Consider the following 16,080-nt stretch of genomic DNA (forward strand, 5'->3'; position numbering starts at 1 on the left):
CAAGACAAAACGGGCCGGCATTTGCCGGCCCTTTGCTAGTTAGTCCCACCAAATGTCGAAAAGTTCGCTAACGCGGACCTCTTCGAATTTGCGGTCTTCCAGCCATTTGCGCACAAGTGCCTGCTGCTCTTCGGTGCACTTACCGATCTCTTGCTTGCAGATCAGCCCTTCCCAGGAGAGATAGCCGCTGCCATCAAACGCCAGTTTGTTTGGCTCGATCACTTCATCGATAAAGGCGTCAACTTCCTTATCGATGGTTTCTACGCTAGTACCTTCCGGGAAACGCCATGCGACGGAAAAACCAACTTCCTGGAATTCCTCGATGTGCATTTTTTTACGCAGACGACGGCTACGGTTTGCCATTATTTAACCCTCTCGAACATTAAGTCCCATACACCGTGACCAAGACGATGGCCACGCTGTTCAAATTTCGTTACCGGACGTGAATCCGGTCGCGGTACGTAGTCGTTGCTCTCAGACTGGTTTTTATACCCGTCGAGCGACGACATCACTTCCAGCATGTGTTCCGCGTAAGGTTCCCAGTCGGTGGCCATATGGAAGACACCGCCCAGTTTTAGCTTACTTTTCACAAGCTCAGCAAATTCTGCCTGAACGATACGGCGCTTATTATGACGTGCTTTGTGCCATGGGTCAGGGAAAAAGAGCTGAACCATGTTCAAAGAATTGTCAGGAATCATTTTGTGCAGCACTTCGACCGCATCGTGGCACATGACACGCAGGTTCTCTACCCCCTCTTCGTGCGCGGTTGCGAGGCATGCGCCCACGCCCGGTGAGTGCACTTCAATGCCGAGGAAGTTTTGCTCCGGACGCGCTTTCGCCATGGTCACAAGCGATGAGCCCATGCCAAAACCGATCTCCAGCGTGATCGGCGCATCGCGGCCAAACAGGGCGGCGAAGTCGACTGGCTGTTCGCTGAACTCAACGCCCATCACCGGCCAGTAGTTATCCAGCGCATGTTGCTGCCCTTTTGTCAGGCGCCCCTGACGGCGGACAAAGCTACGAATACGGCGCAGTGGGCGACCGTTTTCATCAAATTCCGGTGAAATGACGTCGTTTTTCATAAAAGAGTAGTCTGCTTGTGAGAATGTTCGGGAAACGGGCATTATCCAAAGTTAAGCCCTGTATGCAAGCATGGGAAAGATCCGGTTTACAGTCGCATGGCGCTGTGCTGCAATCTGCGTCCCTGATTAAGCGAATCGATGACCATGCAAGCCTCTCAATTTTCAGCCCAGGTGCTGGACTGGTACGACAAATACGGGCGTAAAACCCTGCCCTGGCAAATTGAAAAAACGCCCTACAAAGTATGGCTCTCCGAGGTGATGTTGCAACAAACGCAGGTCGCGACCGTGATTCCCTACTTTGAGCGTTTTATGGCGCGGTTTCCGACGGTAACCGATCTCGCCAACGCGCCGCTCGATGAAGTGCTGCACCTGTGGACCGGCCTTGGCTATTACGCCCGTGCGCGCAATCTGCATAAGGCAGCGCAGCAGGTCGCGACTCTGCATAACGGTAAATTCCCGGAAACCTTCGACGAAGTGGCCGCCCTGCCCGGCGTCGGCCGTTCCACGGCGGGCGCGGTGCTTTCTCTCTCCTTAGGCAAACATTTCCCGATTCTCGATGGCAACGTCAAACGCGTGCTGGCTCGCTGCTATGCGGTCGGGGGCTGGCCGGGTAAGAAAGAGGTCGAGAAGCGCTTATGGGAGATCAGTGAAGCGGTGACGCCCGCGAAAGGCGTCGAGCGTTTTAACCAGGCGATGATGGATTTAGGGGCGATCATCTGCACGCGTTCCAAACCGAAATGCGAGCTGTGCCCGGTCAATAATCTTTGCGTGGCCTATGCCAATCATTCATGGGCGCAATATCCCGGCAAAAAACCGAAGCAGACCCTGCCAGAACGCACCGGCTTTTTACTGCTGATGCAGCACGACGACGAAGTGTTTCTTTCGCAGCGTCCGCCGAGCGGTTTATGGGGTGGGTTGTACTGCTTCCCGCAGTTTGACAGCGAAGAGGGGCTGCGTGAGTGGCTGGCGCAGCGACAGATAAGCGCCGATAAACTCCAGCAGCTGACGGCGTTTCGCCACACGTTCAGCCATTTCCATCTGGATATTGTGCCAATGTGGCTTCCCGTGTCCTCCTTCGCCTCTTGCATGGATGAAGGCGTGGCTCTCTGGTATAACTTAGCGCAACCGCCATCCGTCGGGCTGGCAGCTCCCGTGGAGCGCCTGTTACAGCAATTACGTGCCGGAGCAGTCGTTTAGCTTCGACAAGACAACGAGGAATCAGAATGGCCAGAACAATTTTTTGTACCTATCTGCAGCGCGACGCCGAAGGGCAGGATTTCCAGCTCTATCCGGGTGAACTGGGTAAGCGCATCTATAACGAGATCTCCAAAGAGGCGTGGGCGCAGTGGCAGCAGAAACAGACCATGCTCATCAACGAGAAAAAACTCACCATGATGAACCCGGAACACCGCAAGCTGCTGGAACAGGAGATGGTGAACTTCCTGTTTGAAGGCAAAGATGTGCACATTGAAGGCTACACGCCGCCGGAAAAATAACAGCGTGCGGGGGTAACCCCGCAGTTTAGCAAACACAACACGCAATCCCGGAATGATGAAAAAATTACTAGCGCTAGCCCTTGTTGCGCCGTTGCTTGTCTCTTGTTCCAGTAAAAAAGGCGATAGTTATAACGAAGCCTGGGTTAAGGACACGAACGGTTTTGACATTCTGATGGGGCAGTTTGCCCACAATATCGAGAATATTTGGGGATTTAACGAAGTTCTTATCGCGGGACCGAAGGACTACGTTAAATATACCGACGCCTACCAGACCCGTAGCCACATCAACTTTGATGACGGTACGATCACGATCGAAACCATCGCGGGAACCGAACCTGCGGCGCACTTACGTCAGGCCATCGTCAAAACCCTGCTGATGGGTGACGATCCTGGCACTATCGATCTCTATTCCGATGCCGACGATATCACCATCTCCAAAGAGCCGTTCCTGTACGGGCAGGTCGTTGACCAGACCGGGCAGTCGATTCGCTGGGAAGGCCGCGCCACCTCTTTCGCCGATTACCTGCTGAAAACGCGTCTGAAAAGCCGCAGCAACGGCCTGAAAATTATCTACAGCGTGACCATCAATCTGGTGCCGAACCACCTCGACAAGCGTGCGCATAAGTATGTGGGCATGGTGCGTCAGGCGTCGCGCAAATATGGCGTGGATGAGTCGCTGATTCTGGCGATTATGCAGACCGAATCCTCCTTTAACCCGTACGCGGTGAGCCGGTCCGATGCGTTAGGACTGATGCAGGTTGTCCAGCACAGCGCCGGGAAAGATGTGTTCCGTTCGCAGGGCAGATCCGGCATGCCTAGCCGCAGCTTCCTGTTTGATCCGGCCAGCAATATTGATACCGGCACCGCCTATCTGGCGATGCTGAGCAATGTCTATCTGGGCGGGATTGATAACCCGACGTCGCGTCGCTATGCGGTGATCACCGCGTATAACGGCGGCGCAGGCAGCGTACTGCGCGTGTTCTCGAATGATAAAATTCAGGCTGCGAACATCATCAACAGCATGTCGCCAGGGGACGTTTACTCAACCCTGACCACTCGCCACCCGTCCGCGGAATCCCGTCGTTATCTGTATAAGGTGAATACGGCGCAGAAGAATTATCGTCGCCGCTAGTTTTCCCCTGCCCTCTCCCGTCGGGAGAGGGCAATAATCCCCACACTGCCGCCCCATCCATACGAAAATGTTATTTGCATCACAATCTAAACTGCAAATTAATGAGGATTGCATTTTTTTGCGGGAGGTAACAAAACATAACCTCGCCTGCTGATAGAATTGCATCAAATAACAACCCTGAATGTTCCCATAACAACATATCTCCCGCTCAATTGTGAGGAAAGTAACATGAACCTTAAGCTGCAGCTTAAAATATTGTCGTTTCTGCAGTTCTGTCTGTGGGGTAGCTGGCTAACCACGCTCGGCTCCTACATGTTTGTGACGCTCAAGTTCGACGGTGCGTCTATCGGTGCCGTATACAGCTCGCTGGGTATTGCAGCGGTCTTTATGCCAACGCTTCTGGGGATCGTGGCGGATAAATGGATAAGCGCGAAATGGCTTTACGCGCTCTGTCATCTGGTGGGGGCGGGTACGCTATTTATGGCTGCCGGAGTGACCACGCCAGGGGCGATGTTTATGGTGATCCTGCTGAACTCGCTGGCCTATATGCCAACGCTTGGCCTGATCAACACCATCTCCTACTACCGCATTAAGTCTGCGGGCCTGGATATCGTGACCGACTTCCCGCCAATCCGTATCTGGGGCACCATCGGCTTTATCATGGCGATGTGGGGCGTGAGCTTCGCAGGCTTTGAACTGAGCCATATGCAGCTTTACATCGGTGCTGGCCTCTCTGTACTGCTGGCCCTGTTCACCCTGACGCTCCCGCACATTCCTGTTTCTAACCAGCAGCAAAAACAGAGCTGGAGTTCCATGCTCGGCCTGGATGCGTTCGCGCTGTTTAAAAACAAACGCATGGCGATCTTCTTTATCTTCTCCATGCTGCTGGGCGCAGAGCTGCAAATCACTAACATGTTCGGGAACACCTTCCTGCACAGCTTCGACAACAACCCGCTGTTCTCCGGTAGCTTTATCGTTGAGCACGCGTCGGTAATGATGTCGATTTCACAGATCTCTGAAACCCTGTTCATCCTGACCATCCCGTTCTTCCTGAGCCGTTACGGTATCAAAAACGTGATGCTTATCAGTATCTTTGCGTGGATGCTGCGCTTCGGTCTGTTCGCCTACGGCGACCCAACGCCGTTCGGCACCGTGCTGCTGGTTCTGTCGATGATTGTTTACGGCTGCGCCTTCGACTTCTTCAACATCTCCGGTTCGGTGTTTGTCGAAAAAGAAGTTAAGCCTGAAATCCGCGCCAGTGCTCAGGGTATGTTCCTGATGATGACCAACGGTTTCGGCTGTATTCTCGGCGGCATTGTGAGCGGTAAAGTCGTTGAGATGTACACCACCAACGGGATTACCGACTGGCAGCCGGTATGGCTGATCTTCGCCGGTTACTCTCTGGTGCTGTTCTTCGCCTTCATCGCCCTGTTCAAATACAAACACGTCCGCGTTCCGAATGGCGCACAGCCAATCGCGCATTAATCCTCCCTTCCCTCTCCCTTTTTCGGGAGAGGGATACCCCTTTCTATCCTGATAAATACCTATAAAAAAGGGACCTATTTAGCGCCTCATTCTTAACCTATTGTGGCAAATTTGTTGCTATCGACATTCCGTCATTCCTGATGCACAAATAAGGTTAAAAGATGCTAGATATCGCTGACTTGAAAGTTTTCTTCCAGGATCCTGAGATAAAAAAAATTATCGATACGACCTGGGATAGTGTTGGCGAAACGCTGGCGCGGGCACAAGCCGAGCTGCCGGAAGAGCTGGCCATGGCGCGTCGGGAGCTTTCATTTCACGACCACGTGAAATGCCTCGGTTATCTTTGCTGGCTGCTTGAGCATAATAATGTTGCGGGCGATATCATTGAGATTGGCGTCTGGAAGGGCAAATCCACGTCGTTTATGAATGAAATTTGTCAGCATAAACGCCGCATGATCGGCATTGACCCGATGGAATTAACCTGTCAGGAAAGTGAGCTGCGCTTCTATCACGAGCGTCTTTTCCCGGAAGTAAACCTGATACGCGGATATTCGGAGCTGAGCATCGAACGCGTTTTGGCACTCAATCCTCAGACTGTACTTTTGCACATCGACGGCGGCCACGAAGGGCGTCACGTCCTGATCGACTTCCTGCTCTACTCCCCAACCGTAGTGCCTGGCGGCTTTATTGTCTTTGACGATTATCGCGATCACCAGTACTCGCCACAGGTCGGCCCGGCGGTCGACTTACTGCGTGCGGGTGGTTACTTCAACGGCTTCGACGTGATTGGCAGCCTGCCTGGATTTGAAAACAGCTATCTGCTCCAGAAGCGCTAATCCCTTGACTCATCTCCCGTCGGGAGATGAGCCTTTTCATCCGCACCCATCCAGTACAATCCCCACCGACAGTAAATCTGCGCTGCCTCCAGGGCTTAGATGGCGGGCGATCAGCGCGTTATCCATTTCATTCAGAATCTTTCGATCCCAGCCGTTCGCCAGCACATCTTTCGCGTACCTCTGGACGTAGCGCAGCCCGTCCAGGCCGCCGCGCGACACTAGATTACTGTCCTGATTCACCGCCATTAACCGCAGCAGCAGATCGTGGAGTTGATGACGATTCCACTGAGGCAGAACCTTCCTGACCGTCGCGAATCCGCTTTGAGCCTCGCCGCGCGCACCCGTTAAGCCCAGCTCCTGGTACTGGCGCTCACCGGCGGTTGCACTCCCGCTGCGCCCGGCCAGTTCACGTTCTACCAGTCCCTGGCAAATGTTACTTATCTCACAGCAGAGACTGTCTGAAGTGACAGGGTTAACGCGCCCGGCTGCAAAACAGAGCAGCCCGAGCGCGAAAATCCCGCCTTTGTGGGTGTTAACTCCGCCCGTCGCCCCATACATCGCCTGCTCACAGGCGATTCCCATCGGGCGAATCAGGCTCAACTGTTGCGCCGCGGGTTTTCCGGCATGTTCCGCGCCCAGTTCCGCAAAGCGCGAGAACCACGGTGCTATGGCGGCGATACTGCGGGTAAAAAGTGCGTGATCCATATCGCGATGGGAGCCGTTATTGCGCTTATCCACCAGCCCCGGTTTTGGCGTGAGCTCCAGTTCCATCCACAGAGCCTCTTCGGCGAGCTGCGGCACATCTGTGAGGCGCGGCTTAGTCGCGAGCAAACCAGTCATCGATCATCTTCTCCACGCGGGCCACCACCTGCTCCACCGGATGCTGACGCGAACGGGAACAGGCGTGCGCCGGTTCATCGCAGATCAGACAGCGGCGCATGTTCTCACCGAGCGAGCGCCGTCCGACATGCCCGGCGTCTGGGCAGATCACATCCAGATCCCACAGTCGCCCGAGAGGATGCGTCTGTTCCAGCTCGGCACAGTGAGCTTTAATTTCTGGCGCCTGATGCGCCACGCACCACATGGCTTCTGGTCCCGTGGGCAGCCACAGCACCTGGCGGTCCAGCACCTGCCAGCGGTGCTCCCACAGCAGTTGATCGCACATCTGCAGCGCCACGCCCATGGTATTGCGATAGCGCAGAGAGTCTTTGATATCACCGGGCGTTACCAGCGTCAGCGAAATCACCGGTTGTTGATAATGTGTAAGCCAGTCAGCCTGACGCGCGGCGCGATTCTCTTTCGCCGCCAGCATCTGCGTAAGGCTGACACCCGAATGAACGGGTGTCGCGATGGTCATGATGATGACTCCTTAACCTGTCGGACGGTGTCGATCACGCTGCCGTCACGGTAGCGGATCACTCCGACGATTTTGTCGGTAAATTCGATGGGTTTGGGTTCGCCGGTCAGCGAAATCGCCCGCGCGTAAAGGGCCTCGATATCGACAATTTTCAGCCCCGCCGCTTCCAGCCGTTCGCGAATTTCCGCACGCGCAGGATTGACGGCGATACCGTGATCGGTCACCAGCACGTCGATACTCTCCCCCGGCGTTAAGCGCGTGGTCACCCGTTTCACCACCGTCGGAATACGGCTGCGCAACAGCGGTGCGACGACAATGGTCAGGTTCGCGGCGGCGGCCACATCACAATGCCCACCCGATGCCCCGCGCATCACTCCATCGGAGCCTGTAATGACGTTGACGTTGAAATCCACGTCGATCTCCAGCGCGCTTAAGATCACCACATCAAGCTGATCGCAGCTCGCCGCCTTGCTGCCCGGATTGGCGTAAACGTTAGTGGAGATCTCCACGTGATTCGGATTGCGAGCCAGTGAAGCCGCGGCCTGTCCGTCAAAGCACTGGGTATCGAGCAGTTTTTCGATCAGCCCTTTTTCATGCAGATCGACCAGGCTTCCGGTTATCCCCCCCAGCGCGAAGCGCGCTTTCACGTGGCTTCGCGCCATCTTTTCGCCCATAAAGCGGGTGCAGGCGGTGGCCGCCGCGCCGGATCCGGTCTGCATCGAGAAGCCGTTTTTGAAATAGCCGGAGTGCTCGATTACATCCGCCGCATAGCGGGCAATCATCAGCTCGCGCGGATTGCTGGTCACGCGCGCCGCGCCGACGCTGATCTTCGCCGGATCGCCGACACTCTCGACCTGCACCACATAATCCACACGATCCTGCACCAGGCTTGCGGGCATGTTCGGGAACGGCACCAGCTCTTCTGTGAGCAGCACCACCTTGCGGGCAAAATGGGCGTCGACCATCGCATAGCCCAGCGAACCGCAGCTGGATTTGCCGTGAGTACCATTGGCATTGCCAAACTCGTCGCTGCACGGCACACCGAGAAACGCGACGTCGATATTCAGCTCGCCGTCCTGCAGGAGCTTCACGCGTCCGCCGTGGGAGTGAATTTGTACCGGTTCGTCCATCAACCCGTGAGAGATGGCATCCGCCAGTTTGCCGCGCATCCCGGAGGTGTAAATACGGGTAATTACACCGTTTTTGATATGTTCGATCAGCGCATCGTTGCAGGTCATCAGGGAGCTGGACGCCAGGGTCAGGTTTTTAAAGCCCATGTGCGCGAGCAGCGCGACCACGTTGTTGATGACCCGGTCGCCTTCGCGAAACGCATGGTGGAACGAAATGGTCATCCCGTCCTGCAAACCGCTGCGCTTCACCGCCTCTTCCAGGGTTTCGCACAGTTTGCGGCGGTGTTTGGCGTCGACATCCGCCAGCCACGGCGTGGCACTGTGGGCGGTATCAAAAGGTTTAAGTTCCCGCAGATGAGGGAAGTTCAGGTGGAGCAGTTCTGTCTGATTCATTGTGTCATCCTTAGCGACGCACGCCGGAGGCAGCCGCGCGTTCCAGCACCATTTGCGCATGGTTAATAATCGGCGCATCCACCATTTTGCCGTTGAGCGACACCACGCCCAGGCCGTTGCGTTCGCCCTCTTCTGCCGCTTCAATCACTAATTTTGCGTGATCCACTTCCTGCTGCGTCGGCGCGTAGGCGTTATGCAGCAGGTCGATCTGACGCGGGTTAATCAGGGATTTGCCGTTAAAGCCCATCTTGCGGATCAGATTGACCTCGCGCAGGAACCCGGCTTCGTCGTTTACGTCCGACCACACCACATCGAAGGCGTCGATCCCGGCGGCGCGTGCGGCGTGCAGCACGGCGCAGCGGGCATAGAACAGCTCGGTGCCGTCGCCGCGTTCGGTTTGCATATCCATCACATAGTCAAACGCCGCCAGCGCAATCCCGATCAGGCGCGGTGAGCTGCGGGCTATGGCCACGGCGTTAATCACGCCAATCGCCGATTCAATCGCCGCCATCACGCGGGTCGAACCGACTTCGCGGCCGCACTCGCGCTCAATGCGTTCCAGATGGCCTTCCAGTTCAAAGATATCTTCCGGGATGTCAGTTTTCGGCAGGCGGATCACGTCCACGCCCGCACGAACCGCCGCTTCCAGATCCAGCAGACCAAACGGCGTGCTCAGCGGATTAATACGCACCACGGTTTCGATATCCTGATACATCGGGTGCTGCAGCGCATGGAAGACCAGCAGCCGCGCAGTGTCTTTTTCGCGCAGGGCCACGGCGTCTTCGAGGTCAAACATGATAGAGTCCGGACGGTAGATAAACGCGGTTGAGAGCATGGCTGCGTTGGCGCCGGGTAAAAACAGCATACTGCGACGGAGTTTGTTCATGACATTTTGCTCCAGTCGATCTGCTGCGAGTCTGAAGCGCGGATCACCGCACTCTGCAGGCGGGCGCGGATCACACAGTCCAGCGCACCTTTATCCTCAACGATAATTAACCCCTGGCGCACATCCATGGCGCGCAGCGTTTCGTCGACCACCTGGCGAATTTGCTCGCCAAACTGCTTAATCACTTCACTGTGGATGACAATCTCCAGCTCGCCGTCGGCGGGGGCGATTTTCACCATCAGGTCGCTGGACTCCTGCGTTCCGGCCAGCGCCTCCCTTACAATATTCATGATAAATTCCTGATAGTTATGCGACTTCCGCGCGCGCGTGATCTTTCACGTAGTGCGCTTTGAGATGCGCGAAAGTGGATTCCGGGACAATCTCCCGAATACGAGAAAACTGCTGTGTTTTGAGCAAGCGGCGCACTTCTGACGCCGAAATGGCGTTGCCTGTTACCTTGATGCGCGGCATCTCCACTACCTCGATCGCCGGGGCCAGCAGCTGATGCAGCGTCTGGTTGTACTGGCGGGTGATGTCGCAAAACGGCTCCGAGCCGATAAAGCGATGGGTGATCCCAAGCGCAGGGGCGATAAAGTCGCGGAAGATCAGCACGTCGATTTCACTCCACGCCTGCTGCACTTTGCCGCTCTCTTTAAGGAAATAGGCCGGAAACGTGGCGCGGGAGATGATGTACTGCGACCCCTCATGCACCGAGACATTCGGCAGATGTGCCACACCGGCGCGCACCATCTCCAGACGGGCGCAGAACGGGAAGAACGATGCGTCCTCGCGCACCACGAAGAGGTGCAGCCAGTCACACTGCTTCGCCGCCTGCTCCACCAGATGACGATGGCCGAGGGTGAAGGGATTGGCATTCATCACAATCGCGCCAATCGTCTCCCCGCATCTGCGGCTGCGCTGCAGCGAGCGGCAGTAGCGCTCGATCCCCTGTGGGGTGTTCTCCAGCAGCACGGCGTTATTGCCGCTCTGGGCAATCGGCCAGAAACCGCTGCGCGCGAAGCGCTCTTTATTGCACGGGCGGGTGCAGAGAAAGAGATGAAAGTGACCACGCGCCAGCGCGGCATTTTCTACTTCCGCCAGCAGGCGGGCGCTGAGATTCGCGCCCCTCAGCTTTTCATCCACCGCCACGCACTTGATGACGTTGGCAGCCAGCCCCGCACATCCCACCAGCTGTGAACCGGACCAGGCCTCTATAAACAGCGTAATGTCGTTGTCCAGCCCCAGGCCGCTGTCCGCCAGCAAATAACGGATCTGACTTAAGCGTTCCGGGTGTTGCGCGACGATCGTCTGACGAAAGTCGATAGGGAGTTGCGAGTGCATGCTGCCGCCTTGATCAGTGCGCTGCCGCCAGGGTTTGCGCGGGTGCTTCCATAATCACATTGCTCAGATGACCGATGTTTTCGATCTCAACTTCAATGCGATCGCCCTCCTGCATAAACAGCGGTGGAGTACGTTTTTTGCCGACGCCACCCGGCGAGCCGGTGATGATCACGTCGCCCGGGCTGAGACGGGTAAAGGTACTGATATATTCGATCAGCTCCGCGACTTTGTGGATCATGCTGCTGGTGTTGTCTTCCTGCACCATGCGGCCATTGAGCCAGGTGCGGATTGCCAGCTGGTGCGGGTCCGGGATCTCATCGGCTGTCGCCATCCACGGGCCAAACGCTCCGGTCTGCCGCCAGTTTTTCCCGGCGGTGAACCAGGTGTGCTGCCAGTCGCGGGCGGAACCGTCCATGTAGCAGCTGTAACCGCCGACGTGACTAAGGGCCTCTTCGCGACGAATGTTCTCGCCGCCTTTGCCGATGATCACCGCAAGCTCACCTTCGTAGTCGAATTCGCACGAGTGGCGCGGTTTTAATACCGGTGAGTTATGCCCGGTCTGGGAATCGGCAAAGCGGACGAACAGCGTCGGCGCGGGGTTGTGCTGGTCAAACTCTTTCCGCTTGTCGGCGTAATTCATCCCCACGCAGAGGATTTTTTCCGGCTGCTCAATCACCGGTAAAAAGGTGATAGCGCTCATTGGGATATCTGCAACATCGTTGAGATAGCGCGTGGCATCCGCCAGGCCGTTGCCCTGCAACAGCGCCTTGAGGTCGCTGTAGCGATCGCCCAGACGGCGACCTAAATCCACCACACCTTCGGCCTGCACGATGCCGTAGCTGCGTTTACCCTGATACAGAAAACTTGCGAGTTTCATTGTTCTTTCCTGAAGACTTAGACGAGGAAGTTGCCCAGAACCAGCAGCGAGATAGAGACGTTAATCGCGCCGCCAATTCGGGTAGCAATTTGGGCGAACGGCATCAGGCTCATACGGTTGCCTGCGGTCAGAATCGCTACGTCACCCGTACCGCCCTGCCCGCTCTGACAGCAGGAGACGATGGCGACATCAATAGGGTGCATACCAATCTTTTTACCGACGAAGAACCCGGTGGCCACCAGCGCCGAGACGGTGCTGACAATCACCAGCAGATTGCTCACAGTGAAAGCGTTCACCAGCTCTTGCCATGGGGTAATCGCCACGCCAACGGCAAACAGAATCGGGTAGGTCACAGAGGTCTGGAAGAATTTGTACACCACCTGCGAACCTTCCAGCAGGCGTGGAGAGGCACCGTTGCAGAGCTTAACCAGCACCGCCACAAACAGCATGCCAACCGGAGCAGGCAGGCCAATCAGCTTGTGACCGAGCATGCCCAGCATATAGAGCAGCACCGCCAGCAGCGCACCGGAGGCAATGGTGGTCACATCCGCTTTGCCGGAGAAGGCCGGCTGCGACACACTGGCGTCTGCATTGGCGCGGTTTGGCATCAACTGGCCTTCACCCGTGAGGTGCGGATAGCGTTTTCCGAGCTGGTTCAGGCAGCCGGAGATGATGATGGCGGTTAAGCCGCCAAGCATGACCATCGGCAGCACACGGCCAAGGGCGACGCCCTGATCCATGTGCAGCAGCGTGGCGTAACCGATGGAGAGCGGGATCGCCCCTTCACCGACGCCGCCCGCCATGATCGGCAGAATGATAAAGAAGAAGATCTGGAACGGCTCAAGCCCGAGCGCCATGCCGACACCCATCCCGACGATCATGCCGACGATTTCACCGCACAGCATCGGGAAGAAAATGCGCAGGAAGCCCTGAATCAGCACCGTGCGGTTCATGCTCATGATGCTGCCGACAATGATGCAGCAGATGTAGAGATAAAGAATGTTGGTGGATTTGTAGAACTTGGTCGTGGATTCGACCACCACATCCGGCAGCAGACCGTAGTACACCATCGCTGACGGAATAAAGGTGGCGCAAATTGCCGCCGCCCCGAGTTTGCCGACAATCGGCAGACGCTTGCCGAACTCACCGCAGGCAAAACCGAAGAACGCCAGCGTGGCGACCATCACCACGATATCGCTCGGCAGTTTACCGCCCAGACAATCCACGGCGATCAACGCACCGGCTAACACAAACAGCGGCAGGGGAATGATCCCGACTTTCCAGGTATCCATAATGTGCCACCAGCGCTCTTTAAGCGACGGCCGCTGAATTTCAATCGGGTCGTGGGTAACAGAGAAAGAATCGTCAGTAGTGCTCATAATTAAGCCTCTTGGTTATTTGTACGTTCAGCTTAGAGTCACAAAGGCTTACTTTATGTGAGGAAAGGCATATTAAAACCGAAGTTTTTATGGCCTCTATGGTTTTAATGGTTTCTTTTATTTAATGTGATTAACACCTTATTTATTGCCGTGGTTTTTATGGTTTCTTTTCCGGAATGTACAAACAAATAACATTGATTAAATTAACCTTAGGATAAGCCTGATTTTGACATTTTCTTTTGCTGGTCGCGCTGTGCAAGGGATCACAAGTTTCGGGCAAAGCCCGCATCAGGCCGGGAAAAGATGATATATTGGCAAAACCCATTGATACCCTGCGTGATAGTCATGAAAGTGTCGTTTCAGATAAAGCTATTTATTTCGCTGGTCGTCTTTTTCTCAGTGCTGTTTGCATTACTGGGCGGATATTATTATGTCGACGTCGGTAGACAGCTATATCAGGAAATGAGCACGCGCGCCAAAATACAGGCGGAGGAGATTGCGCTTATTCCTAATCTGCGTAAAGAGGTGGAAGAAAAGGATATCAAAGCCATCCATGATTTTATGCACCAAATAGCCTCCCACAGCGATGCCAGTTTTATTGTCATTGGTGATAATAAAGGGCTGCATCTGTTTCATTCGGTGTTTGAAGACCGCATCGGTAAAACGCTGGTCGGCGGGGATAACGACGCCGTGCTCCACGGGAAAAGCACCACCACCATCCGCAAAGGGGGTTTAGGGATTTCCCTGCGCAGTAAAGCGCCAATTTTCAACGATGCCGGGCAGGTGGTAGGGATTGTCTCCGTGGGGTATCTCACCAGTTACCTCGACACCATTACCGTGAGCAAAGTGGTGAACATCCTGATTGCCGCGGTGCTGCTGCTGATCGCCCTGTTCGTCTTCTCGTGGTTTTTCACCCGCAGTATTAAGAAACAGATTTTCTCTCTTGAGCCGCGCGAGATCGGCCTGCTTGTGCGCCAGCAAAAGGCAATGATGGAGTCGATCTACGAAGGGGTGATCGCCATCGACGATAACTATCGGATCGAAGTGATCAACCAGGCGGCACGCACGCTTCTCGGTTTGCCGCAACCGGCGCGGGAACTGCGCGGGCAGCTGATTAGCCAGGTGATCGCCCCGGTGGCGTTTTTTACCCCCCAGACCATGCTGGCGAAAGATACTCACGATGAGATCTGCCGCTTTAACGATCTGACGGTGATCGCCAGTCGCGTGCGGATTATGCTGGAGGATTCCCTTCAGGGCTGGGTGATCACCTTCCGCGATCGCAACGAGATCGACTCCCTTAGCGCCCAGTTGAGCCAGGTAAAACGCTACGTCGATAACCTGCGGATCATGCGCCACGAGCAGTTGAACCGCATGACGACGCTCTCCGGGCTGCTGCATATGGGGCGCTACGAAGAGGCGATTGGCTACATTCAGGCGCAATCAGAACATGCCCAGGAGCTGCTGGACTTTATCTCCTCTCGCTTCAGCTCGCCGACCCTGTGCGGCCTGTTGCTGGGGAAAGCGGCGCGGGCACGTGAGAAAGGCGTCGAGCTAAACTTCGATCCCGCCTGCCGGATGGACAAGCCTTTCGCTCCGCTGCTGGAAGCCGAGCTGATTTCTATCATTGGTAATCTGCTCGACAACGCCATCGAAGCGACCCAGCGCGCCCCGCTCCCCCACGATCCGGTGGAAGTGCTGATTAAACTCAACGATCGGGAGCTGATTATTGAAGTGGCGGATCGCGGGGTTGGCATCCGGCCTGAGATCCGCGAGCGGATCTTTGAGCGCGGTATTACCACCAAAACGCGTGGCGATCACGGTATCGGCCTGTACCTGATCGACAGTTATGTCACCCAGGCTGGCGGCTCCATTGAGGTTGCCGATAACACGCCCCGGGGCGCTATTTTCTCGCTGTTTATTCCCGCCACGGGCACTCCCCCGCGCCCTGTTCAGGAACTGGAAGAGACTGACTATGCAACATGAACATATCGACGTACTGATCGTTGAAGATGAGAACGAGCTGGCACAACTTCACGCAGAGCTGATTAGCAAACATCCGCGCCTCAGACTGGTGGGTATCGCGTCATCCCTTGCCGAGGCGCAGTCCCTGCTTTCCAGCCTGCAACCACAGCTGATTTTACTGGATAACTATTTGCCAGACGGCAAAGGCATCACCTTGATCAGCAACCCTCTCCTGGTGCACGCCAACTGCTCGGTGATTTTCATTACCGCGGCCAGCGATATGGACACCTGTAGCCTCGCGATCCGCAACGGCGCATTCGACTATATTCTGAAACCGGTGTCGTGGAAGCGGCTGAGCCAGTCCCTGGAACGCTTCGTGCAGTTTGCAGAGCAGCAGCGGGTGTGGAAGATTGTCGATCAGCAAAACGTCGATTCGCTGTATCAGCTGCAGGCCAAAAACTACCGCCAGGATAACGGCAGCAAAGGAATCGAAGAGAACACTCTGGCGCGGGTACAGACGCTATTCAACGACAAAGCGACACACTGTTTTTCCGTCGACGAAGTCGTTAACGAGACGGGATTAAGCAAAACCACCACACGGCGCTATCTGGAACACTGTGTGGAAGCGGGTTTTTTGAGCGTGGAGATGCTCTACGGGAAGATTGGCCATCCGCGGCGGATGTACCGGCGGAGTGCGGAGTGAAAGAAGCCGGGCGGCGCTTGC

The 16,080-nt window shown here is 55.8% G+C and carries 17 protein-coding genes; 7 read left to right on the forward strand and 10 right to left on the reverse strand.

What is annotated here, in order from left to right:
• Positions 1–39 precede the first annotated feature (39 nt).
• Both ABIE11_RS12905 and trmB read right to left on the reverse strand, forming a co-directional pair.
• Entirely contained in the window at positions 40–366 is a 327-nt protein-coding gene (locus tag ABIE11_RS12905; RefSeq protein WP_095283305.1) for a YggL family protein, read from the reverse strand.
• Positions 363–1,082 carry a tRNA (guanosine(46)-N7)-methyltransferase TrmB gene (gene trmB / locus ABIE11_RS12910; protein WP_100778993.1) on the reverse strand — a complete coding sequence of 240 codons (720 nt, stop codon included), beginning with the start codon at positions 1,080–1,082 and terminating at the stop codon, positions 363–365. The genes ABIE11_RS12905 and trmB overlap by 4 nt, the downstream gene beginning before the upstream one ends.
• Before the next feature lie 144 nt (positions 1,083–1,226).
• Between trmB and mutY the strand changes: the two genes are divergently transcribed.
• From mutY to ABIE11_RS12935, 5 genes are all read left to right on the forward strand, one after another.
• On the forward strand, positions 1,227–2,279 hold the full coding sequence (mutY, locus tag ABIE11_RS12915; protein WP_429184627.1) for an A/G-specific adenine glycosylase: 1,053 nt from the start codon (positions 1,227–1,229) through the stop codon (positions 2,277–2,279).
• A gap of 26 nt (positions 2,280–2,305) precedes the next feature.
• On the forward strand, positions 2,306–2,578 hold the full coding sequence (locus ABIE11_RS12920) for an oxidative damage protection protein (protein WP_100778991.1): 273 nt from the start codon (positions 2,306–2,308) through the stop codon (positions 2,576–2,578).
• 55 nt (positions 2,579–2,633) lie between these two features.
• Positions 2,634–3,710, forward strand: coding sequence for a membrane-bound lytic murein transglycosylase MltC (gene mltC / locus ABIE11_RS12925; RefSeq protein ID WP_100778990.1), 1,077 nt, complete (start codon positions 2,634–2,636; stop codon positions 3,708–3,710).
• A gap of 228 nt (positions 3,711–3,938) precedes the next feature.
• Positions 3,939–5,195 carry a nucleoside permease gene (locus ABIE11_RS12930; RefSeq protein ID WP_100778989.1) on the forward strand — a complete coding sequence of 419 codons (1,257 nt, stop codon included), beginning with the start codon at positions 3,939–3,941 and terminating at the stop codon, positions 5,193–5,195.
• A 161-nt stretch (positions 5,196–5,356) separates the two neighbouring features.
• On the forward strand, positions 5,357–6,031 hold the full coding sequence (locus tag ABIE11_RS12935; protein WP_102104719.1) for a class I SAM-dependent methyltransferase: 675 nt from the start codon (positions 5,357–5,359) through the stop codon (positions 6,029–6,031).
• Positions 6,032–6,067: 36 nt separating this feature from the next.
• Here the strand turns inward: ABIE11_RS12935 and citG are convergent, their stop codons facing one another.
• From citG to ABIE11_RS12975, 8 genes are read right to left on the reverse strand one after another with little or no spacing between them, the layout of a single operon-like run.
• Positions 6,068–6,871 (reverse strand): triphosphoribosyl-dephospho-CoA synthase CitG, encoded by an 804-nt coding sequence (gene citG, locus ABIE11_RS12940; RefSeq protein WP_429184628.1) that lies wholly within the window; start codon positions 6,869–6,871, stop codon positions 6,068–6,070.
• Positions 6,849–7,388 (reverse strand): citrate lyase holo-[acyl-carrier protein] synthase, encoded by a 540-nt coding sequence (citX, locus tag ABIE11_RS12945; RefSeq protein ID WP_429184629.1) that lies wholly within the window; start codon positions 7,386–7,388, stop codon positions 6,849–6,851. Before citX ends, citG begins: the two co-directional genes overlap by 23 nt.
• Positions 7,385–8,911: a citrate lyase subunit alpha gene (gene citF / locus ABIE11_RS12950; RefSeq protein WP_429184630.1), complete on the reverse strand. Its 1,527-nt coding sequence runs from the start codon at positions 8,909–8,911 to the stop codon at positions 7,385–7,387. Before citF ends, citX begins: the two co-directional genes overlap by 4 nt.
• 10 nt (positions 8,912–8,921) lie before the next feature.
• Positions 8,922–9,797, reverse strand: coding sequence for a citrate (pro-3S)-lyase subunit beta (gene citE / locus ABIE11_RS12955; RefSeq protein WP_429184631.1), 876 nt, complete (start codon positions 9,795–9,797; stop codon positions 8,922–8,924).
• A complete protein-coding gene (citD, locus tag ABIE11_RS12960; protein WP_100778984.1) occupies positions 9,794–10,087 on the reverse strand; it encodes a citrate lyase acyl carrier protein in 294 nt (97 codons plus the stop codon). The genes citE and citD overlap by 4 nt, the downstream gene beginning before the upstream one ends.
• Positions 10,088–10,103: 16 nt before the next feature.
• Positions 10,104–11,138 carry a [citrate (pro-3S)-lyase] ligase gene (gene citC, locus ABIE11_RS12965; protein ID WP_102104725.1) on the reverse strand — a complete coding sequence of 345 codons (1,035 nt, stop codon included), beginning with the start codon at positions 11,136–11,138 and terminating at the stop codon, positions 10,104–10,106.
• Between the two features lie 13 nt (positions 11,139–11,151).
• On the reverse strand, positions 11,152–12,015 hold the full coding sequence (locus ABIE11_RS12970; RefSeq protein WP_231276019.1) for a fumarylacetoacetate hydrolase family protein: 864 nt from the start codon (positions 12,013–12,015) through the stop codon (positions 11,152–11,154).
• Between the two features lie 17 nt (positions 12,016–12,032).
• Positions 12,033–13,394 carry a 2-hydroxycarboxylate transporter family protein gene (locus tag ABIE11_RS12975; RefSeq protein ID WP_100778981.1) on the reverse strand — a complete coding sequence of 454 codons (1,362 nt, stop codon included), beginning with the start codon at positions 13,392–13,394 and terminating at the stop codon, positions 12,033–12,035.
• Positions 13,395–13,739: 345 nt separating this feature from the next.
• On the opposite strand from ABIE11_RS12975, the gene ABIE11_RS12980 reads away from it, so the two are divergent.
• Both ABIE11_RS12980 and ABIE11_RS12985 read left to right on the forward strand, forming a co-directional pair.
• On the forward strand, positions 13,740–15,377 hold the full coding sequence (locus tag ABIE11_RS12980; protein WP_102104727.1) for an ATP-binding protein: 1,638 nt from the start codon (positions 13,740–13,742) through the stop codon (positions 15,375–15,377).
• A complete protein-coding gene (locus ABIE11_RS12985; protein ID WP_100778979.1) occupies positions 15,367–16,059 on the forward strand; it encodes a response regulator in 693 nt (230 codons plus the stop codon). Before ABIE11_RS12980 ends, ABIE11_RS12985 begins: the two co-directional genes overlap by 11 nt.
• Positions 16,060–16,080: the final 21 nt, after the last annotated feature.

The sequence above is a fragment of the Lelliottia sp. 489 genome (assembly GCF_050435885.1).
Classification (GTDB): Bacteria; Pseudomonadota; Gammaproteobacteria; order Enterobacterales; family Enterobacteriaceae; genus Enterobacter; species Enterobacter nimipressuralis.